Genomic DNA, 22,699 nt, shown 5'->3' on the forward strand with positions numbered 1-22,699 from the left:
TGGTCGTTTGCTGATTCGCCCGCGCTATGCCCGCGGTGAACCGGAAGATGTGGAAGAGGCCGTTCCCGCGGGTGTCCGCGTGCGCGAGCCTCCCCCTGCCGGGCGCCATGCCGGCGGGCATGACCGACCCCTGGGAAAGCGGCGCGCGTATGTCGGATGACCTTGGCAATATCGATCTCAACATTCTCATCGCCCTGAACGCTCTGCTGGCCGAACGCAGTGTGACCAGGGCGGCGGAGCGGGTCTTCGTGGGACAACCGGCGATGAGCGCCTCGCTCGCCCGGCTGAGGAGCCATTTCGGAGATCCGCTGCTCATCAGGCAGGGGCGGGGGATGACGCTGACCCCGTTGGCCGAGTCGCTGGTGCGGCCGACGCGGGAGGCCCTGGTGGCGGTTCAGGCCGTCATGGGCGTGAGCAAGACCTTCGATCCCGCCGCCGGCCCTCCTCGCACCTTCACCGTGATCGCCAGCGACTACGCCCAGACGGTGCTGATCCGGCCCATTCTGCGGAAGGTGGAGGCCGAATCGCTGAGCATCCGGGTCAATGTCTTCCCCGCGCAGGCCGACTTCATCGACCAGCTCCGCCGGGGACAGTGCGATCTGCTGATCTGGCCGACCAGCCTTGCCCAGAATCTGTCCGGCTTCTTCAGCGAGACGCTGTTCACCGACGAGTTCGTGGTGGCCGTCGATGAGAACCACCCCGGGGTGGGTGACACCATCACCGTCGATGAGCTGCGACGGCTGCCGTTCCTCGGGATCAACGGGCCGATGACATCGATCGTGGAGTCCTACTTCGACCGCCTGGGCGCCCGGCTCCGGGTCGCCGCCGACGTCGGGGGTTTCGCCATGGCCCCCCACCTTGTGCCCGGGACCCGTCTGGTCACCGTGCTCCAGGGACTCCTCGCGGATGAGGCCACGGGGTCGGGGCTCAGGACGATGCCGTTACCGGTGCCCATGACCACGCTGACCGAGGCCATGTACTGGCACCCCCGCAACAACCAGGACGCCGCCCACCGCTGGTTCCGTCACCAGCTCCTGGAGGTCGCCGCGGGACTCAGGCTGTGAGCTGCCGCTTGCGGATCAGCGTAATGCCGTCCGCCATGGGGATCAGGGACATCTCCACGCGAGGATCGCCGCGGACCAGCGCGTTGAACGCGCGGACCCCTTCGGTGTCGGCGTCCTGTGCCCCGGGATCGGCGACCCGGCCGAAGAACAGGGTGTTGTCCACCACGATCAGACCGACCGGTGTCGCCGAGCTCCATGAGCTTCGCGTCGCGGTACGCGCGCTCGACCACATGACCCTCGTGCGCCGCGGCCGAGCCCAGGACCTGCACCGCCGTGGCGGCGCCCTGCGCGGCCTGCTGTGGGAGGCCGTCTACATCATCGAGGGCCTGCTCAAGGACGCGTCCGAGGTCAAGCCCACCACCGTGCACGCGGACACGCAGGACCTGACCACCGCCGGCCTCGGCCAAGTGTGCGCCGGGTTCCGCGCTGATGGATTCCTGGTAGACGTCCGCGTAGGCAGGGGAGTCTTTGACCAGGTCGTCGCAGAACGCGGCGACGTCGGTGCCGATGAGTTCCAGGACGCCCTTGCTTACGGCGACGCCCTCCTCGAAGAAGTCGAGGATCCCGGGAAGCAGGACAGGCAAGCTGACCGGTCCAACCTTGACTTCGAGCGCGCTCCAAGTCCTAGCGTCGGAGGCGTTCGTCAGCCCTCGAGGTACCGCCCGGTCCGCCGGGCAGGAGGAGTATCCGCGCATGATCACCCGAACCACGCTCGGCTCGCCCGGTCTCACCGTCAGCGCGATGGGCCTGGGGTGCATGGGAATGAGCGAGAGCTACGGCGCCGCCGACTGGGACGGCGGCCTGGCCACCATCGACCGGGCCCTGGAGCTGGGCATCACGTTCCTGGACACCGCCGACGCCTACGGCACCGGGCACAACGAGGTGCTGGTGGGCCGGGCCATCCACGGTCGCCGGGACCAGGTGCAGCTGGCCACCAAGTTCGGCATCGACCGCAGTGCCGGCGACCGGGCACGCCGCATCCGCGGTGCCCGGGACTACGTGCTGCGCTCCTGCGACGCCTCGCTGCTGCGGCTGGGCGTCGAGGTGATCGACCTGTACTACGCCCACCGCCCGCCCCAGGACGTGGAGATCGAGGAGACGGTCGGGGCGATGGCCGAGCTGGTCGAGGCGGGCAAGGTCCGCCATCTGGGCCTGTCCGAGGTCGACGGCGAGCTGCTGCGCCGGGCGCACGCGGTGCACCCGATCACCGCGGTGCAGAGCGAGTACTCGCTGTGGACCCGCGACGTCGAGGCGCTCACCCCGGTGATGGCCGAGCTGGGGGTCGGGCTGGTGCCGTACTCGCCGCTGGGGCGGGGGTTCCTGACCGGCGCCCTGGACCGCTCCACGCTGGGCGAGAAGGACTTCCGGCGCACCAACCCCCGCTTCGCCGGCGAGGCGGGCGAGGCCAACGAGAAGATCGCGCAGACCGTGCGCGGGGTAGCCGACCGGCTGGGTGCCACCCCGGCCCAGGTGGCGCTGGCCTGGGTGTACGCCCAGGCCGAGCGGCTCGGGGTGGCGGTGGCGACCATTCCGGGCACCCGCAGCCCGGCCCGGCTGGAGCAGAACGCGGCCGCGCTGGAGCTCACCCTGGACGCCGAGGCGCTGGCCGCGCTGGACCCGCTGAGCGACCAGGTGATGGGCGAGCGCTACACCCCCGCGCACACCGCTGAGGTCGCTCGGGGTTAGCCGGTGGGCTCGACGCACACGACGTCCAGCTCGACGACGTCGTTGACGTCGCGCCCACCGGTGACCTCGCCGGTCACGACCAGCCGGGGTCGGGCCGGCGGTGCCCCGTCCTGCTCGACGGCCAGGATCGCGCCCCGATTGCCGGAGCCCGGGGAGATCTCGCCGTAGGAGACCAGCGCCCGGTACCCGTCCGCGCCCACCGCGAGCACGCCGACGCTCAGCTATGTGTCGTCAACCGATCCCTTGACGACAGGCCGGAGGCGCGTCCAGTGAACCCATGCGATCCGGGGTTCACTGCGGCTCGAATCCCATCAGATCCGATGGTGACTACTGACAGGGTTTGACGACAGATAGGGTCCGATCCTCCGTACGGAAAGGGCCCTCGGTGGCAAACCTGGTCTACAAGCGAGTCTCGACCGACCAGCAGTCCACCGCCCGGCAGAGCCTCGTCCTGGCCGAGGCCGGCATCGAGGACCCCGTCGTCTTCGAGGAGGACCCGGGCACCTCGAGCCGCCTCCACCCCCTCCAGCGCCCGAAGTTCCGCGAACTGCTCAGGTACGCGCGGCCGGGCGACACCGTCCACATCGCGAGTACGCCAACCGCGTCAGCAACCTCGACCGGTAACCAAGATCACCCCGTGGCCCCTTTTGGGCTTACCTCGGCGATCCCCCAAGCCGGGCCACCACCGACTGCTGTACGCCGGTGCCGTGGTGTTCTTCGTCGTCGTCCCGGTGAAGCTGATCGACAAGCTGGGTGCCGCCCGGCTTGACCGGCCGAACGCCCGTCCCGCCGCCGTCGGCTGTCGCCCGCCCCGGACAGGCGGCCGGCGTCCTCGGGACGTCAGCCGCGAACTACGGCCACTGCGTGCTTCCGCGGACGCGCTGCTTAAAGTTGACCCCATGGCCACCCCTCATTCGCCCCTGTCCCGCGACGACCGGCGCACCGAGCTGCGGGAGTTTCTGCGCAGCCGCCGGGCCCGGGTTTCGCCGACCGATGTCGGCATGCCCGACGGTGGCCGGCGGCGCACACCGGGTCTGCGGCGCGAGGAGGTCGCGGTGCTCGCAGGCGTCGGAGTGTCCTGGTATACGTGGCTGGAGCAGGGGCGCGACATCAAGGTGTCCGGGCAGGTCCTCGACGCGATCGCCCGCGCGCTGCTGTTGGGCTCCACCGAGCGTGCCCACCTGTACCGCCTGGCCGGACTCAATCCGCCGCAGGCCCCCTCCGCGCCCTCGGCGGCGCCCTCACCCGAGGTGCGGCGGTTGCTGGACGCCTGGTCGCCGCGGCCCGGCTATGTTCGCGACCGCCACTGGAACTTCACCGCCGTCAACGACGCGGCACGCGTGGTGTTCGGCTACCGCGAAAGCGACCACAACTGCCTGGTCTCCTTCTTCACCAACGCCCGCTACCGGGTGCTGCACCGGAACTGGGCCGCGACCGCACCGGATGTGGCCGCCGCCTTCCGGGCCGACGCGGCGCGTTACCCGGACGATCCGGAGTTCGGCCGTATCGCCGCCGATCTGGCCGTGGTCAGCCCGGAATTCGCCGAGCTGTGGGCGCGCCACGATGTGGCCGAGCACACCAGCGCGGTGAAGGCGGTCGATCATCCCGACGCCGGGACGATGATCTTCGATGCCACACTGCTGCCGCTGCCCGAGCACCCCGGGCACCATCTGATCCTGCACAACCCGCGTCCCGGCACCGACACCCAGGAGCGGATGGAGACGCTGCTGCGGCAGCACAGCCTGGTGGTGCCACACCCAGGATGAGTGGGCACTGCCCGCGTCGCCGCCGTGCCCGCAGGATCGGGGACATGAGCAACAGCAGCAGGCAGATGATGAAGGCAGTGACCATCCCCGAGTTCGGCGACGCCGAGGTGCTCCGCGTCGCCACCATCCCCGTCCCCGAGCCCGGGCCGGGCCAGGTCGCCATCGACGTGGCGTACGCCGGCGCCAACTTCGCCGAGGTCCTCTACCGGCGCGGCGTGGTCGACGTGCCGCTTCCGTTCGTGCCCGGTATCGAGGTGGCGGGGCGGATCCGGGCCGTCGGTGAGGACGTCGAGGACCTGACCGTCGGGCAGCCGGTGGCCGCGCTCTCGATCGTCGACAGTGGTGGTTACGCCGAGGTGGTGGTCACCTCGGCGGACCTGGTCGTGCCGCTGGACGGCCTCGGGATCGGGATGGACCTGGCCGCGGCGCTGCCGTCCAACAGCACGACCGCCTTCCTCGTGCTCGACCGGGTGGCCCGGATCGAACCCGGAGAACGCGTGCTGATCCATGCGGCGGCCGGCGGCGTGGGAAGCCAACTCGGCCAGGCCGCCCGCCTGCTGGGCGCGGGCCACGTGGTCGGCACCGTCGGCAGCGCAGCCAAGATCGAGGCTGCCAAGCGCTTCGGCTACCACGAGGTGATCACACGGGACCGGATCGCCGACGCCGGCGAGTTCGACGTCGTGGTCGACATGGTCGGCGGCCCGGCCCGCCGGGCCGGCCTGGACCGGCTGGCCCCGATGGGGCGCCTGGTGGTGATGGGCAACGCCTCGGGCGCCGAGGACATCGGTATCCCGGCCAACGAACTGTGGTTCACCAACAAGACCGTCTCCGGCTTCAACCTGGCCGCCTTCTCCGCCGCCTTCCCCAAGGAGACGAGGCAGGCGCTGCGCCGCGCGGTGGCGGCCGCGGCGACGGGAGATCTGCGGACGCAGGTCGAAACCCTGCCGCTGGAGCAGGCCGTCGAGGCCCACCGCCGCATCGAATCGGGCACCACCACGGGCAAGCTGGTGCTCGAGGTCGCGGCGTCGTGACCTACGCCCGAGAATGTCTGCTGCACCGCATCTGACGTCGGGACGCGGGTGCGCGGCGCGGGCGGCAAGCGCGCTGCCGAGGTGGCGGGAACAGGCCGGCTCGGCCCGGTGCTGAGGAGGCCGCTCGGCCGAGAGTGGTCCATCGAGCGCACCTGCCCCGCCCATGCCGGCACAGTCTGGGCTGGGTCTGCGCACGCGAAGAAGACCGCCTCGTCGGTTTTGTGAACGTCGCCTGGGACGGCGGTGTCCATGCCTTCGTCCTCGACACCGTCGTGGCCCGCGGGGACCGGGGGCGCGGTATCGGCACAGCGCTCGTCGCGGCCGCGGTGGATGGCGCCCGCGCCGGCGGCTGCGAATGGTTGCACGTTGACTTCGACGACGAACTGCGGTCCTTCTACTTCGACTCCTGCGGGTTCAAGCAGACGAAGGCGGGACTGATCGCTCTCTGACGCTGACGGGCCCTTGTGAGCGATCGAGGCCGGACCCATTCCTGGCCGTCCGCCAGTACCACGCAGGGCTGAGATGCCAGGTCTCGTCCTCCTTCGAGGACAGCTCCGCCGCACTGGTGGCGGCCAGTTGCTGGACTCCGGGGTCCTCGCCCGGCATCGAGACGAACCAGCGGCCCGCCGAGCGCCAAGTCGTAGACCTTCCGGCCACACCTTATCGTCTGATGCTCCGGTGCCATCGGATCTCGCCGTCGTGCCATTCGTCGGTGGGGGTGAGTCCGGCGGCGGTGGCGACGGCGGCGGATGCCCGGTGTTCGGGGTGGATGTGGGCGATGACGGTGTGTACCGGTTGCCGGCTGAGCCAGGCGAGGAGTCCTCGGGCTGCTTCGGTGGCGATGCCTCTTCCCTGCCACGGGGTCCCCACCACCCAGGCGATCTCGGCGATGGGGCCGTGGCCGGAGGGGCTGACCGTTGCCTGGACGGTGCCTGTCAGGCAGGACGTGTCACGGAGCCGGATCACCCAGTTCAGCCAGGAGATGGCCGGGTCGGGCGAGCCTGCGGTCATGCGCTGGTAGCGCGAGCGCAGGGCTTGCGGGGTGTCCGGGGCGCCGCCGGTGAAAATGTGCAGGGCCGGGTCGGAGAGCACGGTGGCCATCTCCTCGGCGTGCTCGACGTGCAGCGGCAGCAGGTCCAGCCGCCTGGTGCCGATGGCCTGGGCCGCGAGGGTGCTCACGCCGCGACCGCCTGGGGGTGTTCGACGAGCTGGCCGGGTTCGAAGCGGGCTCCGGCACGGACGAGGGCGAGGAGCTGGGGCGCGTTCGCGGCTCGCCACCGCTGCTGGGCGGACTCGACGAGTGTGAAGACCATGGCCAGGGCGGCGGTGCGGGAGCCGGCCCCGCGGGTGACCTTGGTCCGCGGGCGGACGGCGGCGAACGTCGACTCGACTTCGGCCTCCAGCGCGGCGGCCGGCATCCGCCTCGCGCCTTCCCGGACAATCTCATCCAGCGGCGAACTGCCGCTTGGCGCAGTGCCGTCATCGTTGACTGCCGTAAGCACGGGCGTGCCCTCCCGACCGACGCTGCGACGTCGGCCTTGCTCGATGACCTATCGATCGATCCATCAGGAAGGTACGCCTCCCTCCGTCAGGAGTGATCCACAGGTATTGAGCATCGCCCCCACATCGGAGGCGGCAGCAGTCCGGCTCCGATGGTCCGCTCCGTGGACCCGCCGGCGCATTACCTGAGCCGCCGCACTTTCGGGTCGTTTGCCGGCGTTCCGATCGTCGGGGTGTCCGCTCGGCCGGATGATCCCTCCCCGGGCCGTGGTCCGCTGGGGCGAGGAGCGGGGCAGCGTGCGGGCCACCGGCGAGGTCCGCGCACGAGAAGCGGCGGCTGTCTGAGACGGCGGAGGAGGAACCTGAGCGTCCGGGAGGTCAGCATGCCGTCGACAAACGCCAGTGAGCGGCGACAGGTGAGGCTACCCAGTTTTGTATGAGACATTACTGTCTCATTCAAGCTATGGTTGTCGCATGTCTCTTGACCGGAACGACGTGTTGCGTGAAGCCGCCGCCCTGCTCACCCGCAGGGCCACCGCCTCGATGGACGACATCGCCAAGGCGGCGGGGATCAGCCGCGCCACGCTCCACCGGCACTTCGCCGGGCGCGACGCGCTCATCCGGGCGCTGGAGGAGCTGGGCATCGAGCGGTTCGAGGCGGCACTGGACACGGCCCGCATCGAGGAGGGCGACGCGGTCGAGGCGCTGCGCCGGGTCGTGGCGGCCCTTCAGCCGGTCTCCGGCTTCCTCGCCTTTCTCTATGGCGAGAACCAGCTCTTCGAGGGCGAGGAGGTCAACGCGGGCTGGGCGCGGCTCGACGCCCGCCTGACCGCGCTCTTCCGGCGCGGCCAGGAGCAGGGGAACTTTCGCATCGACCTGACACCCGTGTGGCTGGCAGAGGCCATGTACGGGCTGATGGCGTCGGCCGCGTGGGGCGTCTACGACGGGCGGCTCGCCGCCAAGGACGTGGAGTACATGGTGCTGGAGCTGCTGCTCGGCGGCGCGCGGCGGGGGAGCGGGGACGCATGAGCGGGAGCCCCGTCGAGATCAGGGAAGAGAGCGCGGAGACGCACCCGCGGCCCGGCCGCTGGCTGGCCCTCGCCGTACTCGTCCTCGCCGTCCTCCTGGTCGCCGTCGACGCGACCGTCCTGGGGCTGGCGACCCCGTTCCTGAGCGAGGATCTCGAACCCTCCGGCACCCAGCTGCTGTGGATCGGCGACATATACTCCTTCGTCATCGCGGGCCTGCTGGTGTCCATGGGCGGCCTCGGCGACCGCATCGGCCGCAAGAAGCTGCTGCTCGGCGGCTCGGTTGCCTTCGGCGCCGTGTCCGCGCTGACGGCGTACGCGCAGAGCGCGGAGATGATGATCGGCGCGCGGGCGCTGCTCGGTATCGCGGGCGCGACCCTCATGCCCTCCACCCTCGCCCTCATCCGCAACCTCTTCCAGGACCCCCGGGAGCGCAGCTTGGCCGTCGGCATCTGGGGTGCGACAGCCTCGGCGGGCATGGCCGTCGGCCCCGTCCTCGGCGGCTTCCTGCTCGAACACTTCTGGTGGGGCTCGGTCTTCCTGATCAACCTCCCCGTCATGGTGCTTCTCGTGCTCGTCGGAGCGAAGCTGCTCCCCGAGTCGCGTGACCCGGCGCCCGGCCCGTTGGACCTGCCCAGCGTGCTGCTCTCCCTCATCGGCATGGTCGGCATCGTTTACGCGGTCAAGGAGACGGCGGTGTACGGGGTGCGCGGGGACATCGCGGCCACCGGCGCGGTCGGGGTGCTGGCCCTGGGATGGTTCGTGCGGCGGCAGCTGACGCTCCCCGCCCCCCTGCTGGACATGCGGCTCTTCCAGCACCGGGGTTTCTCGGGCGCGGTCCTCGCCGACATGTTCACCGTCCTCGGCCTCTCCGGGCTGGTCTTCTTCCTGTCGCAGTACCTGCAACTGGTGCAGGGCCGGGACCCGTTGGAGGCCGGACTCGCCGAACTCCCCACGGCGGCCGGAGCCGTGGTGGCAGGGCTGCTGGCGGGACGCGCCGCCCACCGCTTCTCCGTACGGGCGGTGGTCTCAGGCGGCCTGGCGGCGATCGGGCTCGCCCTCGCCGCTCTCCTCTGGCTGCGCACCGATACCGGTTACCCGCTCCTCGGAGCGGTGCTGCTGGTGGTCGGTGTCGGCGCGGGCCTCGCGTTCACCGTCACCGCGGACGTCATCCTCTCCACCGTGCCGAAGAACCAGGCGGGAGCGGCGTCGGCGGTATCGGAGACCGCGTACGAACTGGGCGCGGCGCTCGGCATCGCCGTGCTCGGCTCCATCGTGACCGGTGCCTACCGCGGCTTCACCCCGCCGGTGGGGGTGCCGGGCCCGGCGGCCGAGAGGGCGGACGACTCGATCGGCGGCGCCGTCGAGGCGGCCGCCGCGCTACCGCCCGAGACGGGCACGGCCTTGCTGGCCACGGCGCGGGACGCGTTCGTCGACGGCCTGCGGATCGCGGCCGGCGTCGGTGCGGGCGTGCTCCTGGCGACCGCGGTAGCGGCGTGGTTCCTGCTGCGCCGTCAGCGACTGGACGGCTAGCTTGGCCACGACTCCATGCCCCCGATCGGGGGCTCGGCTGACGGGCCTACGAGCGGGCTCCCCCCCCCCCGCACCGAACGACGGGTACGCCTCGCCCGGCTCAGCAGCCCGGTCGGGGGATCGGTCCCCGCCGGGGCCCGGTCATCCGAACACCGCGTCGTGGAAGGCGATTTCCGCCTCCAGCATGCCGGTGAACCAGCGGGCCAGCCGCTCCTGGGGGATGTCGTCCGGCAGGGCGTCGACCTCCGCCGCGAGGGCCCGTACCCCGTCCCGGAACTCCTGGTCGGCGTGGAGCGCCACCCAGGCGCTCATCGCGCCGTCGGGGACGGCGCCGCGCTCGTGTGCCCGGGTGCACCAGGTGAGGTAGAGGCTCTCCGCGGCGAACAGCATGGTCATCACCGCCGGGTAGCCGCCTTCCCGCGCCGCGTCGAGTGCGTACCGCGACAGCACCTCGGCCCGCCGGGCGGCGTCCGGCCGGGCGGGGACGGGCCAGGCGGCGCGGGCTTCGCGGAAGTAGTCCGCCTGGGTGGTGGTCAGCGCGTGGACCGCACGGGCGTTGCGCTCCAGCGCCGTCCGGTCGGGGGCGCCCCATACGGCCAGTCCGTGCAGCCGGGTGGCCGTCTCCACGAACGCGGCCTCGATCTCCAGGTAGTCGGCGTAGTCGGCGTCGCTGATCGTGCCGGCCGTGACCTCGGTGACGAAGCGCATGCGCAGCGCCCGTTCCATGACCGGGGCGGCGGCCTTCAGGAGCCGCTCGGACCGGCTCACCGGGTAAGCCATTCGACGAGGCCGCCGAAGACCCGGGCGTAGCCGTCCCACTGCTCGCAGAACGCCGCGGGCGCCCAGTGCGGGGAGCAGTCGGAGGTGAAGACCGCCGAGCGTCCCGCGCCGTACTCGGCCACCGCCACCAGGGGGTCGCCGCCCAGGGTGGCCAGGACCTCGGCGCCCGGACGTGGCCGGACGCGGTTGTAGCCGAGCAGCGGCGGCCATTCGCCGGTCACCCCGCCGAGGGCGGGATGGCCGGTACCGATGGCCGACGGGTGGCCGCCCGCGGGGAGTTCGACGCGGTCGTCCTCGGGCAGCAGCTCGACCGGCAGCACCTGGTGCAGCGCGGTGTTGCGGTAGGCGGCCTTGCCCTCGAAACCGGTGAAGGAGAGATAGCCGCCGACCATCAGCAGCCCGCCGCCGTCGCCGACCCATCCGCGCAGTGCCTCGATCCGGTCGGCCCCCGGCGTGCCCCGCTCGAACACCTCGGGGGAGAGCTGGAGGGAGTTCGCCCCGATGTCGGAGAGGATGACGACGTCGTAGGCGGCGAGCGCCTCGGCATCGCCCGGGAACTGCCCGGGTACCAGATGCGCGGGCAGGTGCGTGACCTCGTGCCCGCGGTCCTCCAGCGCCCGGCGCAACGGCTCGACGCCGGTCACATAGGTACTGGTGGTGAACGAGTCGACCCCCTTGATGTGTGTGGACTGGGAGATCCAGCTCTCACCGGCTATCAGGACGCGGCTCACAAGGTGCTCCTTCGTAACGGGGATGGGGCGAAACGCCGGGACGGTGGTCAGGACGTCAGGACGCGGCGGCGTGCTCGAACAGCCGGGCCGGGTTGGTGTGCAGCAGGTCCGCGGCGGTCCGCCGGGGCACGCCGTGCTCGACGAGCCGGGAGAGGAACAGCTCCGGCACATAGCGGAAGCCGTTGCCGCCGTAGGCGGTGAGCATGCTCTTGAGGAACACGTCGTGGCTGAGCAGCAGCCGGTCGCCGTGTCCGCGGGCGATGAGCCCGGCGATCGCGTGCGCGGTTTCGTGGGGTGCCGGGGACTGCCCCTCGCCGGGGTAGCGGAACGGCATGCCGATCATGTCGAATTCGAGCCAGACGCCGCGGTCGGCCACCGACCGCTGATAGTCCGGGTCGGCGTGCGAGGGGTCCATATGGCACAGCACCACGGCGGCCGGCGCCACCCCGTACTCTCCCAGTACCAGGTCGAGGACCTCGTGGGCGCGGCGCTGCCAGCCGGGCAGATGGACGTAGAGCGGGACACCGGTCTCGCGTTGGGTGCGCGCGGCGGCGCGCAGCGCGGTGTGCTCACCCTCGGTGAACCGTGGGGAGACCCCGATCTCGCCGATGACGCCCGGCCGGATCCCGGTGCCGTCGGCTCCCTCGGTGAACTCGGCCAGCAACGCGGCGGCGAGGCCGGGCTCGTCCGCCGGTGACAGCGGCCGGGGATGGTAGGGCTCCAGGTACCAGCCGCTGCCCATGACCACACGTACGCCGCTGTCCTCGGAGAACGCGCGCAGCGCCGCCGGGTCGCGGCCCAGTCCGCCCGGGGTGACGTCGACGATCGTGCCGCCCCCGCCGGCGGCGAACGCGCGCAGGTCGGCCAGCATCCCTTCGGTGTCGTCGAGTACACAGTGGTCGAGGCAGGCGTAGGGCTGCTCGCGCAGCAGCCAGGCCAGTTCGGGTGTGGTGCGAGCGTCGCGCAGATGACCGAGGCGGGGGTCGGCCGGGGTGGTGACGGCCTTGCGGACGTCGTTGCGCACATGCTCATGGGTGAGGGTGAGGCCGAGCCCGGTGCTCGGCACCGGTCCGGTCACCGTGGTCACGGTGCGGGGGGCGGGGCCGCTCATGAGCGGCTCGTCAGATGGGCGAACAGATCGGCCATCGCCCGGCCGCGCAGGTTGAGCCAGATCGCGGCGAGCAGCACCAGTCCGGTGACGATGGGGGTGAGGAACGGGCTCACACCGAGCAGGTTGAGGCCGTTGGCGATGACCCCGGTGATGAGGGCGCCGATGACGGTGCCGAGCACGGTGCCCCGGCCGCCGAACAGATTGGTGCCACCGAGCACGACCGCGGCGATCACGGTGAGTTCGAAGCCCTGTCCGGAGTTGGCGGAGCCGGAGCCGAGCCTGGCCGCGGTGAGCAGCCCGGCGATACCGGCGGCCACCCCGGTCAGCATCAGGGTGACCATCTTGATCCGGGCGGTGTTCACCCCCGCTCGTCGTACCGACTCCTCCTGGGAGCCGATGCCGTTGACGTAGGAGCCGAACGGCAGCTTCGACAGCAGGACCGCTCCGACGGCGACCGTGGCCAGGGCGATCCAGGCCAGTGCGGACAGCCCGAGGAAGGAGGCGTCGCCGAGCTTGGCGACGAAGAGCCGGGCGTCGATGGGGACGGAGAACCCCTTGGTCCACAGCTGTGCCAGGCCGCGGACGACCGACATGGTGGCGAGGGTGACGATGAACGGGGGGATCTTCTGATAAGCCGACAGCCATCCGTTGACGGCGCCCCAGAAGAGCCCGGCGAGCAGCGCCACGACGATCACCACGGAGGAGTCCCAGCCGGCCTGGAGCATCTCGGCGGTGCAGGTGGCGGTGAACGCGAGGATCGACCCCACGGACAGGTCGATCTGCCCGGTGCTGATCACGAAGGTCATGGCGACCGCCACGATCAGGGTGATCGCCACCTGGGTGGCCAGGTTGGCCAGGTTGGTGAAGGTCAGGAAGTTGGGGGCGGCGATGCCGAAGCCGAGGAAGAGCGCGACGCCCACGCCGAGCATGGCCAGGGTGGCCTTGTTGGCGCGCTGCCAGCGGCCCGGGGGCCGGCCCAGTACGGCGGTGGTGCGCATCGCGGTGTCGGCGCTCATCGGGGTTCTCCTTGGTGGATACCCCTGGCTTCAGCCGGGGGAGGAAACGAAGCTCCTGCGGAGCAGGGCTGGGAAAGCCGAATCGCCGTCAGGGCGATTCGGCGTCCAGGGAGATCCGGCCGACATCCGCTACTCACAAGGGAGCTGATAGATTGTGAGGCATGACGCGGCAGGTCAAGCGGGCGTTCAAGTACCGCTTTTACCCCACGGACGAGCAGGCGGCTGAGCTGTCGCGCACGTTCGGCTGTGTCCGCCTGGTGTACAACAAGGCGCTGGAGGAGCGCACGCGGTCCTGGTACGGCGAGCGGCGCCGCATCTCCTACGTGCAGTCCTCCGCCGCGCTGACGCAGTGGAAGAAGACCGGGGAACTCGCCTTCCTCTCGGAGGTGTCCTCCGTCCCGCTCCAGCAGGCGCTGCGCCATCTTCAGACGGCGTTCGGGAACTTCTTCGCCAAGCGTGCGAAGTACCCGCGGTACAAGTCGCGGAAGAAGTCCCGCGCGTCGGCCGAGTACACCCGCAGCGCCTTCAAGTGGCGCGACGGGCGCCTGACGCTGGCGAAGATGGCCGAGCCGCTGGATATCCGCTGGTCCCGTCCCCTCCCGGAGGATGCGGAGCCGACGACGGTGACTGTGTCCCGCGACAGCGCGGGCCGCTGGTTCGTGGCGATGCTCGTCGAGGACACCATCGCCCCTGCCCCCGCCACGAGTGCGGGCGTCGGCCTGGACGCCGGGATCACCTCCCTGGTGACCCTGTCCACCGGGGAGAAGATCGCCAACCCCCGACACGAACGGCGCGACTGAGCCCGCCTGGCGAAGGCGCAGCGGGAGCTGTCCCGCAAGGCAAAGGGGTCCGCGAACCGGGAGAAGGCGCGCCGGAAGGTCGCCCGCGTGCACGCGCGGATCACCGACCGGCGCCGCGACTTCCTGCACAAGCTGTCGACTCGTCTCGTCCGTGAGAACCAAACGGTCGTGATCGAGGACCTGACCGTCCGCAACCTGCTGAAGAACGGCCGCCTCGCGCGCGCCATCTCGGATGCGGCCTGGGCGGACCTGCGCATGATGCTGGAGTACAAGTGCGCCTGGTACGGGCGCGAACTGGTGACGGTCGACCGCTGGTTCCCCAGCTCGAAGCTGTGCGGGGCCTGCGGGACGGTCCGCGGGAAGCTGCCGCTGAACGTCCGCGAGTGGACGTGTGACTGCGGCACCGTGCATGACCGCGACGTGAACGCGGCACGCAACATCCTGGCCGCCGGGCTGGCGGCGTCTGCCTGTGGAGACGGTGTAAGACCTCAACGGGAGTCCTCCCGGACGGGGCGGTCGTCGGTGAAGCAGGAAACCCAGCGGGTGACCGCTGGAATCCCCCACCTTTAGATAGGGGAGGAAGTCAAATCAGGCCACCTCCTCCTCGGTGCCGGGCCCGCCGTTCGTGGCGCCGGATCGGGTGATCATGGCGACGAGCCGTTCGATGTCGAGATCGGAGATCGGGGCGTCCTCGACGCTGCGTCCCTCGTACATCACGGTGATCCGGTCGCAGACCTCGAACAGGTCCTGCAGCCGGTGGGTGATCAGGATGACGCCGACGCCCTGGGCGGCGACGTCGCGGATCATCTTCAGCACCTGCCGGACCTCGGCGACGGCGAGCGCGGCGGTGGGTTCGTCCAGGATCAGCACGCGCGGGCCGAACGACACCGCACGGGCGATCGCCACGGCCTGCCGCTGCCCTCCGGAGAGCTCGCCGATCTCCTGGTAGGTGGATTTCACCCGGACGTGCAGTTCGGAGAGGGTTTCGGCCGCTCGGGCGTGCATCGTCGCGCGGTCGATGAAGGGGCCTCTGCGCGGTTCACGGCCGAGGAACAGATTGCTCGCCACATCGAGGGTGTCGCACAGAGCGAGGTCCTGGTAGACGATGCCGACCCGCTCGCGGCGGGCGTCGGCGGGGCTGGTGAAGCGGACGTCGCGGCCGTCGATGGAGATCTGCCCGCCGTCGTGCTGGACCGCACCGGCCAGGACCTTCATCAGGGTCGACTTCCCGGCGCCGTTGTCGCCGACCAGGCCGAGCACCTCGCCCGGGGCCAGGGTCAGGTCGACGCCGCGCAGCGAGCGGACGGCGCCGAACGATTTGGTGATTCCTCGCAGGGAGACCAGCGCGCTCTCGCCCATCACTTCTCCAGGTAGTAGAGGTAGTCCTTGACGTTGTCCGGGGTCACCAACTGGGTGGGAACGGGCACTTGTCGGCGGGTGGTGCGGCCGCAGGCCAGGTCGATCGCGGAATTCATGGCCTCGTAGCCGAACCGGAAGGTGTTCTGCTGCAGCACACCGGTGATCCAGCCGGCCCGCAGCCCGTCGACGGCCTGGCTGGACAGGTCCCATCCGACGACCTTGAGGTCCTTGGTGCGGTGCTGGCTGACCACGGCGGCGGCCAGGCCGATCAGGGCGGGCTCGCCAGTGGCGTAGGCGTACTTCAGGCCGGGGTCGCGGGTGAGCAGGTTCTCGGCGGCGGTCTGGGCGTTCTCCTGGATGTTGCGGCCGTCGACCACGTTCTGGATCTTCATGCCCTTGGCGGTGACGGTGGCGGTGAATCCTTTCTGCCGCTCGTTCTGGATGGTGCTGTTGAGCGCGCCGACGACGCCGATCCCACCGCGGTTGCCGGCCGTCTTCAGCAGGGCCTCGCCGATCCGCCGGCCGCCTTCCGCATTGCCGACGCCGACCTGGACGGAGACCGCGGGGTCGTCGACGGTGGCGTCCACGGCGACGACCGGTACGCCCGCCGCCTTGGCCCGGCGGATGGCGGGCTTGATGCCCTCGGTGTCGACCGCGTCCACGATGACGGCGTCGTAGTGGTTGGCCACCAGGTCGTCGATGGCGTTGGCCTGGGTGGCGGAGTCGTCGTTGCCGTTGACGACCTGGGTCTTCACCCCCGCCTTGCGGGCCACGGTCCGGGCGCCGGTGTTGATCTGGTTGAAGAACAGCGCCTGGAGGTTGATGGGCACGATACCGATCTTCGGAGCGTGGCCGCGGACGGTACAGGAGCGGGCGACCTCCGCGGGCGGCGGCGGGCCCTGCTCGGTGGTCTTCTTCTCGGCCGCCATCTCGCGGCGGGCCTGGGTGTCGCAGCCGACGGTCGTCAGCAGCAGGCCCAGCGCGACCACGGCCGTCACTTTCTGGCGCATCTGCTCTCCTTGTCCTACTGGGTGCGGGTCGGCTCCGGGGTTCCGGGAGTGGGGTGGGCCGCGAGCCAGGAGTCGATGGCCCGCCGGTCGGGCAGCCCGTCACGGGCGCCGGGCCGGGTACAGGACAGGCCGGCGGCGACGGCGGCGAAGCGCGCCGCCTCCAGCGGGGACCGGCCCCGGTCCAGTTCGGCGCAGTACGCGCCGGTGAAGCAGTCTCCGGCCCCGGTGGCGTCGACCGCGTCGACCTCGATCGCCGGACCGTCGTGGCGTTCACCGGCCGGGGTCAGCAGGGTCCAGCCGCGCGAACCATCGGTCACGACGAGATGGACGTCCATGTCGGTGGCGGCCCGGACCAGGGCCGGTTCCCCGCCCAGCAGCGCGACGGCCAGCGGCCGGCCGACGACGGCGTGATCCGCCGCGGACAGCGCGGTGCGCATCGCCTCCGCCCGGTGGCAGCCGTCGAGGTCCACCACCAGGCCCGGTCCGGGTGTCCCGGGCGGGGCGTCGGCGGCGGCCTCGGCCAGTGCGGCGGCGGCCTCGGGGAAGCGGTAGCCGTCGAGGTAGAGCCAGTCCGCCCCGGCCTCGCGCGCGGCCCGTGCCGTACGGACGATGTGCCGGGCGTCCAGTTCGTCGTCCTGGCTGATGACGGCGCGTTCGCCGTCCGGGGTGAGCAGCACGACGGCGGTGGTGAGGGTGCCGGTGCGGGCGGTCCAGTCGGTGCGGACCCCGTCGGCGGCGAGTGCGGCGAGGAACGCCGTGCTCCGCGGCTCCGGTCCGACCACACCGGCGAACCACGCGTCGGCTCCCGTCCGGGCCGCGGCCGCCGAGGCGTTGGCGGCCATCCCGCCGTGGCCGTGGCGGATGGCGGTCGCCTGCACACGGTCACCGGGAGCGGGCAGCGCCGGCACACCGACGGTCAGGTCGATGTTGGCGTACCCGCAGAAGACGATCACGGGAGCACCACTCCGGCCCTGGCCGCCGCGGTGGTCAGCTCGCGGACCTTGGCCCGGTCGACCCGGCCCCACCAGCGGCCGTTGTCCTTCACCGAGGACGCGACGATCACCCCGTCGCAGGCGGGCAGCAGGCAGCCGATGTTGCCCGCGGTGATACCGGAGCCGATCACCACCGGCAGGGTGGTGTGGGCGGAGATGCCCTCGACCTCCTCCAGCGAGGCGGCGTCCCCGGTCCGGGAGCCGGTGGCGATCAGCACATCGGCGCCGAAGAACTCGGCGTCCTCGGTCTGTTCGGCCAGTGTGCGGTCGGCGACGATGGCGTGCGAACCGTGCTTGACGTGCACATCGGCGAAGACCTTGACCGGGCCGGCACCGATCCGGCTGCGATAGCGGCTGGCGTGTGCCGACTGGCCCTCGATGATGCCCTCGTTGGCGACATAGGCATTGGCCCACTGGTTGACCCGTACGAATCCGCCGCCGCCGGACCAGGCGGAGGCGATGGCGCACTCGGCGGCGTTGGACAGCACGCTGACCCCGAGCCTGTCGCCGGCCCCCTCCAGCACGGCGTGCCGCACCCGGTCGGTCACCACGGCCATCGCCGCCGATGTCTCATAACCGTGTTCGCCCGGTTTGAGGAACGGGATGTCCCAGTGGTTCTCCACGATCAGCCCGTGGCAGCCGCCCTCCAGATAGGCCCGCGCCTCCTCGACCGCGAAGGCGCAGATCTCGTCCAGCGGGGCGCCCTCGTAATGCGGGCTGCCGGGCAGCGCCGGCAGGTGCACCACGCCGATGACGACCTTCGGGGTGCCGAACAGCTCCTTGATCGCGTTCGGCCGGGGCGGGAACACCCCAAGGTCGCTCGTGCTCCCGGACGTCGTCATCGCGCCACCTCAATGCAATCGATTACAGCTGAGTTGCGGAGGACCGTAGGCAGGGGTCAGGTGCCGTGTCAAGGCTCTATGCTGATTCAACGCGCCAGGTCACATGGGCGTTGGAGCCATGTGACCGCCAGGTTTCCCGGCAGGAAGGTAATCGATTGCAACGGGTCACGATCGCTCAGGTCGCCGAGCGGGCCGGTGTCTCCACCGCCACCGTGTCGCGGGTGCTCTCCCGCCGGGGCCAGGTCTCGGCCGCGGTCGAACGCAAGGTCCGCCGCGCCGCCGACGACCTGGGCTACCAGGTCAATGTCATCGCCAGGGCACTGCGCAACAGTCGTACCGACACCGTGGGCATGGTCGTGCCCAGCATCACCAACCCGTTCTTCACCTCCCTGGTGGAGAGCGTGGAACACGCCCTGGGGAAGGAGGGCAAGGAGCTGTTCCTGTGCGACGCGCGCTCCGACCCGCGGATCGAGGCGCGCCGGCTGGCCTCGCTCGCCGCGCGCAACGTCGACGGCATCATCGTCAGCCCGAGCCACGGCGTCGACAGCCGGCCCGCCGTGCAGCAGACCGCGGACCGGCTGCCGCTCGTCCAGCTCGACCGATTCGTCGACGGCACCACCACCGACTGGGTGGGCGTCGACGACATCGCCGCGATGCGGCAGGTCATGGACCACCTCCACGACGGCGGGGCGCGGTCGGCGGCCTTCATCGGCTCGCTGATGACCCACTCCTCCACGGAACAGCGGTTCGCCGGGTTCCGGCGGCGCGCCGAGGAGCTGAACATCGAGGTGATCCCCGGCCAGGTGCTGCTCGGGGACTACAGCGTGGAGTGGGGCGAGGCCGCCGTGGCCCGGCTGATCGCGGAGGGCGGCCTTCCGGACGCGCTCGTATGCGCCGATGACCTGATCGCGCTCGGGGCCACCCGCGCCTGCCGGGCCCATGGTTTCGCGGTGCCCCAGCAGGTGCAGGTGACCGGCTACGACGACATCGAGTTCTCCCGGCTGGCCGAGCCGGCCCTGACCACGGTCCATCAGCCCCGCGACCGGATCGCCGCGGAGGCGGTACGGCTGCTGGCCGCGGCGAGCCTGGCCAAGGACGCCGAGCGTGGTCCGCACGCGCGTATCTCACTCGTGCCGACCCTGGTGGTGCGCGACAGCACCCGGGCCACGCAAGCGCCCCCGGACCGCGTATGACGGCGCATCACCACACCCCCGGGAGGACCCCGATGGACGACGCGGGCACATGGCGCGGTGCGACGGACCTCGCACGGCGGCTGGTGCGGATCGACACCCGGGGCGGCCGGGAGGCACCGGCCGCCGCACTGGTGGCGGACCGGCTGGACGGCGCGGGGTTCGACGTCCGGGTCGAGGAGCCGATACCCGGCCGGTCCAACGTCGTCGCCCGGTTCGGGCCCGCTGTACCACGGGTGCCGGTCACCTTCACCGGACACCTGGACACCGTGCCCGCCGACCCGTCGGGCTGGTCGTTCGACCCGATGAGCGGGGAGCTGCGCGACGGCCGGCTGCTCGGCCGCGGCAGCAGCGATATGAAAGCGGGCGTGGCCTGCCAGGTCGAGGCGGCGATACGGGCCGCCCGGGAGAGCCCGCGGGACACCGCCGTACAGCTGATCTTCACCTTCGGCGAGGAGACCGGCTGCCATGGGGCCGAGGCGATCGACGCGGCGTCACTCATCCCCACCGACCTGCTCATCGTGGCCGAGCCGACCGGCAACCGGACCGTCCTCGGCCACAAGGGCGTGTTGTGGCTCGCCGCGACGGCCCGTGGGGTCTCCGCGCACGGTTCCCGCCCGGAGCTGGGCCGCAACGCGATCACCGCGCTCGCCGCCGCGGCGAGCAGGATCCACGGGCACCGTGCCTGGCCGGTGAGCCCGACCCACGGCCCGGCCACGGTCAACATCGGCACCTTCCACGCGGGTGAGCAGCCCAACCTGGTGCCGGACCGCGCCGAGATGCGGCTGGACGTGCGCACCGTTCCCGGCTTCGGACGGGACGAGGCGATCGCGGAGATCGCCCGGCTGTGCGGCGACGGCATCGGCCTCGAACCGCTGCTGGACCTGCCCGGTGTCGCCACCGACCCGTCGGCTGCCGCCGCCGCGCGGGAGATCCTGGCCCCCGGCTCCTCGGCCCGCCCGGCCGAGTACGCGACCTACTTCACCGACGCCTCGGTGCTGACCGGCCGGCTCGGCGATCCGGCGGTGGTGGTGTACGGACCGGGCGACCCGGATCAGGCCCATGTCACCGATGAATCCTGCTCGCTGGCCGCCATGGCCGAGTCCGCGGAGGCGATGCACCGGCTGCTGCGGCGCTTGCCCTGATCTGGGCCACGATCGAACGGTTCACCTCCGCCCGCGCGGAGAGGAGGACCACGGCGCCGAGGGAAGGCACGAGAGGGTCATAGCCGTGTGGCCGTGCGGATCAGCCCGGCGAGGGCGAGGGAGCGGCTGTGCGCGGGCCAGGCGATGTGGGTGACGACGGGGGGTGCGTCGGTCAGGGGGACGGCGGTGTGCTCCGCCCATAGCCAGGCGCGGGCGGAGTCGGGGAAGACGGCCACGGTGCGTCCGAGGGCGATCAGCTGGGCCAGCTGCGTCTGGTCGTGGATCTCGGGGCCCGGGCCGGGTGGGTACGTGCCGTGGCGGGACCAGCGGGCGAGCGGAAGATCGGGGATGTCGCTGACGTCGGCCAGGGACAGAGCCTTGCGCGAGGCGAGGGGGTGCCCGGCGGGCAGGATGGCGATCTGCCCCTCGGTCATCAGTTCCTCGCTGTCGAACCCGGCGAGGGAGTTGAACGGTGCGTGCATGAGAGCCACATCAGCGCGGCCGTCGCGCAGCATCCCTTCCTGTTCACATGTGCCGCTCGGCAGCACCTCGATCTCGGCGGCGTCGGGCTCGGCCGCGTAGGCGTCGAGGAGCTTGTGCAGCAGCTCGTGGGACGCGCCGGCCTTCACTGCCAGCACCAGGCGGTTGCGGGGGCCACCCGGACTGTCGGCACCACCGGCGCGACGGGTGCGGCGAGCGGCGGCGGCGGTCGCGTCGAGGGCCGCGCGTCCCTCGTGCAGCAGCATCTCGCCGGCACCGGTCAGGGCGACGCCGCGGCGGTTGCGTTTCAGCAGGCAGACTCCGAGGCGCCGCTCGAGCTGCTGGATCGCCCGGGACAGCGGTGGCTGGGCCATGCCGAGGCGCTCGGCGGCGCGGCCGAAGTGCAGTTCCTCGGCGACGGCCATGAAGTACCTCAGCTCGCGGGTCTCCAAGGTGTCCATGGCCACAGCGTACCTCGGTGATACCTACCGGGTATGACAGGGCACCGCATCGGTATTGGATGCGCCGCTTGTCCGCGATCCAACATCAACGGCATGAGCGAAACGAAGATCGCGCCGGTGAACCGCGCGAACACTGGTGCAACCGCGCGAACAAGGGTGCCGTTGACGAACGGCGAACCAAGCGACGAGTAACTCTCTGCAGTAGTCCCTCCGCAGTATCCGGCTCAGCAGGAAAGACACAGGCATGAACACACCCTCCACATCACTGCCCGGCGGCACCTGGACCCTGGGTGACCTGACCGTCACCCGTTTCGGCTACGGCGCCATGCAGCTCGCCGGCCCCGGGGTCATGGGCCCGCCCGCCGACCACGACGGCGCGCTCGCCGTCCTGCGCGAGGCCGCCGGCCTCGGGATCACCCACATCGACACCGCCGGTGCTTACGGACCACGCGTCACCAACCAGCTGATCCGTGAAGCGCTGCACCCCTATCCCGCATCGCTGCACATCGTGACCAAGGTCGGCGCGGTCCGCGATCGGCAGGGCGGCTGGCCCCCTGCCCGGCAGCCCGAGGACCTGCGACGCGCCGTCCGCGAGAACCTCGAGGACCTCGGCCTCGATTCGCTCGACGTGGTCAACCTCCGGCTCGGCGACGCCCAGGGCCCCCGGCCCGGCTCGCTCGCCGAGCCCTTCGAGACCCTCGTCGAACTCCAGCGGCAGGGCCTGATCCGGCACCTCGGAGTGAGCAACGCGACGGCGGAACAGGTCGCCGAGGCGCAGGCGATCGCGCCGATCGTGTGCGTGCAGAACATGTACAACCTCGCCCACCGCCAGGACGACGAGCTGATCGACGATCTCGCCGACAAGGGCATCGCCTACGTGCCTTTCTTCCCCCTCGGCGGCTTCACCCCGCTGCAGTCCACGGCGCTTTCCGCCGTGGCCACCCGGCTGGACGCGACGCCGATGTCGGTCGCCCTGGCCTGGCTGCTGCGACGGTCGCCGAACATCCTGCTCATTCCCGGCACCTCGTCGGTGGCGCACCTGCGCGAGAACGTCGCCGGCGCGGGACTCTCGCTCTCCGACGGGGAACTCGCCGAGTTGGACGAGATCGGGAAACCTTGACTCCCGGGCGCCGCACAGGGCTCCGTCGTTCTCGCGGCCGGCCCGACGTCGCCA

General features: G+C 71.2%; 21 protein-coding genes and 7 pseudogenes. 13 read left to right on the plus strand and 15 right to left on the minus strand.

Going from position 1 to position 22,699, the window contains the following annotated elements:
• Positions 1-149 precede the first annotated feature (149 nt).
• The gene (locus ACZ6TD_RS45855; protein ID WP_471347908.1) at positions 150-1,064 is read left to right on the plus strand and encodes a LysR family transcriptional regulator; all 915 of its coding nucleotides are present in this window, start codon (positions 150-152) and stop codon (positions 1,062-1,064) included.
• Here the strand turns inward: ACZ6TD_RS45855 and ACZ6TD_RS45860 are convergent.
• Both ACZ6TD_RS45860 and ACZ6TD_RS45865 read right to left on the minus strand, forming a co-directional pair.
• Positions 1,054-1,239: pseudogene (locus ACZ6TD_RS45860) on the minus strand (O-methyltransferase); the annotation flags it as partial. The gene ACZ6TD_RS45855 and the pseudogene ACZ6TD_RS45860 overlap by 11 nt on opposite strands.
• Positions 1,240-1,252: 13 nt before the next feature.
• Positions 1,253-1,360 (minus strand): annotated as a pseudogene (locus tag ACZ6TD_RS45865) (acyl-CoA dehydrogenase family protein); the annotation flags it as partial.
• On the opposite strand from ACZ6TD_RS45865, the pseudogene ACZ6TD_RS45870 reads away from it, so the two are divergent.
• A pseudogene (locus ACZ6TD_RS45870) lies at positions 1,361-1,444 on the plus strand (Tn3 family transposase); the annotation flags it as partial.
• 33 nt (positions 1,445-1,477) lie between these two features.
• On the opposite strand, the pseudogene ACZ6TD_RS45875 reads toward ACZ6TD_RS45870, so the two are convergent.
• Positions 1,478-1,666: pseudogene (locus ACZ6TD_RS45875) on the minus strand (DUF1048 domain-containing protein); the annotation flags it as partial.
• Between the two features lie 91 nt (positions 1,667-1,757).
• Here ACZ6TD_RS45875 and ACZ6TD_RS45880 point away from each other — a divergent pair.
• Positions 1,758-2,750, plus strand: a complete 993-nt coding sequence (locus tag ACZ6TD_RS45880) for an aldo/keto reductase (protein WP_471347910.1) — start codon at positions 1,758-1,760, stop codon at positions 2,748-2,750.
• Here the strand turns inward: ACZ6TD_RS45880 and ACZ6TD_RS45885 are convergent.
• Positions 2,747-2,959: a hypothetical protein gene (locus tag ACZ6TD_RS45885; RefSeq protein WP_471347912.1), complete on the minus strand. Its 213-nt coding sequence runs from the start codon at positions 2,957-2,959 to the stop codon at positions 2,747-2,749. The genes ACZ6TD_RS45880 and ACZ6TD_RS45885 overlap by 4 nt on opposite strands.
• 176 nt (positions 2,960-3,135) lie before the next feature.
• Here ACZ6TD_RS45885 and ACZ6TD_RS45890 point away from each other — a divergent pair, with 176 nt between their 5' ends.
• The 4 genes and pseudogenes from ACZ6TD_RS45890 to ACZ6TD_RS45905 form a co-directional block, all read left to right on the plus strand.
• Positions 3,136-3,519, plus strand: a complete 384-nt coding sequence (locus ACZ6TD_RS45890) for a recombinase family protein (RefSeq protein ID WP_471347913.1) — start codon at positions 3,136-3,138, stop codon at positions 3,517-3,519.
• 130 nt (positions 3,520-3,649) lie between these two features.
• Positions 3,650-4,516 (plus strand): helix-turn-helix transcriptional regulator, encoded by an 867-nt coding sequence (locus tag ACZ6TD_RS45895; RefSeq protein WP_471347915.1) that lies wholly within the window; start codon positions 3,650-3,652, stop codon positions 4,514-4,516.
• Positions 4,517-4,560: 44 nt separating this feature from the next.
• Positions 4,561-5,547: a quinone oxidoreductase family protein gene (locus ACZ6TD_RS45900; protein WP_471347917.1), complete on the plus strand. Its 987-nt coding sequence runs from the start codon at positions 4,561-4,563 to the stop codon at positions 5,545-5,547.
• A 167-nt stretch (positions 5,548-5,714) separates the two neighbouring features.
• Positions 5,715-5,996 (plus strand): annotated as a pseudogene (locus ACZ6TD_RS45905) (GNAT family N-acetyltransferase); the annotation flags it as partial.
• Positions 5,997-6,207: 211 nt separating this feature from the next.
• Here ACZ6TD_RS45905 and ACZ6TD_RS45910 read toward each other — a convergent pair.
• On the minus strand, positions 6,208-6,726 hold the full coding sequence (locus ACZ6TD_RS45910; protein WP_471347919.1) for a GNAT family N-acetyltransferase: 519 nt from the start codon (positions 6,724-6,726) through the stop codon (positions 6,208-6,210).
• A pseudogene (locus tag ACZ6TD_RS45915) lies at positions 6,723-6,938 on the minus strand (IS256 family transposase); the annotation flags it as partial. The pseudogene ACZ6TD_RS45915 and the gene ACZ6TD_RS45910, both read right to left, overlap by 4 nt.
• Before the next feature lie 583 nt (positions 6,939-7,521).
• On the opposite strand from ACZ6TD_RS45915, the gene ACZ6TD_RS45920 reads away from it, so the two are divergent.
• Positions 7,522-8,076 carry a TetR/AcrR family transcriptional regulator gene (locus ACZ6TD_RS45920; RefSeq protein WP_471347920.1) on the plus strand — a complete coding sequence of 185 codons (555 nt, stop codon included), beginning with the start codon at positions 7,522-7,524 and terminating at the stop codon, positions 8,074-8,076.
• The gene (locus ACZ6TD_RS45925; protein WP_471347922.1) at positions 8,073-9,608 is read left to right on the plus strand and encodes an MFS transporter; all 1,536 of its coding nucleotides are present in this window, start codon (positions 8,073-8,075) and stop codon (positions 9,606-9,608) included. The genes ACZ6TD_RS45920 and ACZ6TD_RS45925 overlap by 4 nt, the downstream gene beginning before the upstream one ends.
• A 141-nt stretch (positions 9,609-9,749) precedes the next feature.
• Here ACZ6TD_RS45925 and ACZ6TD_RS45930 read toward each other — a convergent pair whose 3' ends face one another.
• From ACZ6TD_RS45930 to ACZ6TD_RS45945, 4 genes are read right to left on the minus strand one after another with little or no spacing between them, the layout of a single operon-like run.
• Positions 9,750-10,376 (minus strand): TenA family protein, encoded by a 627-nt coding sequence (locus tag ACZ6TD_RS45930; protein ID WP_471347924.1) that lies wholly within the window; start codon positions 10,374-10,376, stop codon positions 9,750-9,752.
• A complete protein-coding gene (locus ACZ6TD_RS45935; RefSeq protein WP_471347925.1) occupies positions 10,373-11,119 on the minus strand; it encodes a glutamine amidotransferase in 747 nt (248 codons plus the stop codon). The genes ACZ6TD_RS45930 and ACZ6TD_RS45935 overlap by 4 nt, the downstream gene beginning before the upstream one ends.
• A gap of 55 nt (positions 11,120-11,174) precedes the next feature.
• A complete protein-coding gene (locus tag ACZ6TD_RS45940; protein ID WP_471347927.1) occupies positions 11,175-12,230 on the minus strand; it encodes a phosphotriesterase family protein in 1,056 nt (351 codons plus the stop codon).
• On the minus strand, positions 12,227-13,246 hold the full coding sequence (locus ACZ6TD_RS45945) for an ABC transporter permease (RefSeq protein ID WP_471347929.1): 1,020 nt from the start codon (positions 13,244-13,246) through the stop codon (positions 12,227-12,229). The genes ACZ6TD_RS45940 and ACZ6TD_RS45945 overlap by 4 nt, the downstream gene beginning before the upstream one ends.
• Positions 13,247-13,407: 161 nt before the next feature.
• Between ACZ6TD_RS45945 and ACZ6TD_RS45950 the strand changes: the two are divergent.
• Positions 13,408-14,616 (plus strand): annotated as a pseudogene (locus tag ACZ6TD_RS45950) (RNA-guided endonuclease InsQ/TnpB family protein).
• 18 nt (positions 14,617-14,634) lie between these two features.
• Here ACZ6TD_RS45950 and ACZ6TD_RS45955 read toward each other — a convergent pair.
• Genes ACZ6TD_RS45955 through ACZ6TD_RS45970 form a run of 4 tightly spaced genes read right to left on the minus strand, consistent with a single transcriptional unit; the run spans position 14,635 to position 18,249 of the window.
• Positions 14,635-15,405: an ATP-binding cassette domain-containing protein gene (locus tag ACZ6TD_RS45955; RefSeq protein ID WP_471347932.1), complete on the minus strand. Its 771-nt coding sequence runs from the start codon at positions 15,403-15,405 to the stop codon at positions 14,635-14,637.
• The gene (locus ACZ6TD_RS45960) at positions 15,405-16,415 is read right to left on the minus strand and encodes a substrate-binding domain-containing protein (RefSeq protein ID WP_471347933.1); all 1,011 of its coding nucleotides are present in this window, start codon (positions 16,413-16,415) and stop codon (positions 15,405-15,407) included. The genes ACZ6TD_RS45955 and ACZ6TD_RS45960 overlap by 1 nt, the downstream gene beginning before the upstream one ends.
• 14 nt (positions 16,416-16,429) lie before the next feature.
• Positions 16,430-17,368: a carbohydrate kinase family protein gene (locus ACZ6TD_RS45965; RefSeq protein ID WP_471347935.1), complete on the minus strand. Its 939-nt coding sequence runs from the start codon at positions 17,366-17,368 to the stop codon at positions 16,430-16,432.
• Positions 17,365-18,249: a BtpA/SgcQ family protein gene (locus tag ACZ6TD_RS45970; RefSeq protein WP_471347937.1), complete on the minus strand. Its 885-nt coding sequence runs from the start codon at positions 18,247-18,249 to the stop codon at positions 17,365-17,367. The genes ACZ6TD_RS45965 and ACZ6TD_RS45970 overlap by 4 nt, the downstream gene beginning before the upstream one ends.
• Positions 18,250-18,404: 155 nt before the next feature.
• Here ACZ6TD_RS45970 and ACZ6TD_RS45975 point away from each other — a divergent pair, with 155 nt between their 5' ends.
• Together ACZ6TD_RS45975 and ACZ6TD_RS45980 are read left to right on the plus strand one after the other, a co-directional pair.
• A complete protein-coding gene (locus ACZ6TD_RS45975) occupies positions 18,405-19,442 on the plus strand; it encodes a LacI family DNA-binding transcriptional regulator (protein ID WP_471347939.1) in 1,038 nt (345 codons plus the stop codon).
• Positions 19,443-19,474: 32 nt separating this feature from the next.
• A complete protein-coding gene (locus ACZ6TD_RS45980; RefSeq protein ID WP_471347941.1) occupies positions 19,475-20,584 on the plus strand; it encodes a M20 family metallopeptidase in 1,110 nt (369 codons plus the stop codon).
• Positions 20,585-20,661: 77 nt separating this feature from the next.
• Here the strand turns inward: ACZ6TD_RS45980 and ACZ6TD_RS45985 are convergent, their stop codons facing one another.
• Positions 20,662-21,525, minus strand: a complete 864-nt coding sequence (locus ACZ6TD_RS45985) for a LysR family transcriptional regulator (protein WP_471347943.1) — start codon at positions 21,523-21,525, stop codon at positions 20,662-20,664.
• A 244-nt stretch (positions 21,526-21,769) separates the two neighbouring features.
• On the opposite strand from ACZ6TD_RS45985, the gene ACZ6TD_RS45990 reads away from it, so the two are divergent.
• Positions 21,770-22,645, plus strand: a complete 876-nt coding sequence (locus tag ACZ6TD_RS45990; RefSeq protein ID WP_471347945.1) for an aldo/keto reductase family oxidoreductase — start codon at positions 21,770-21,772, stop codon at positions 22,643-22,645.
• The last annotated feature ends 54 nt before the right edge of the window (positions 22,646-22,699 follow it).

The organism is Streptomyces yongxingensis, from assembly GCF_055597465.1.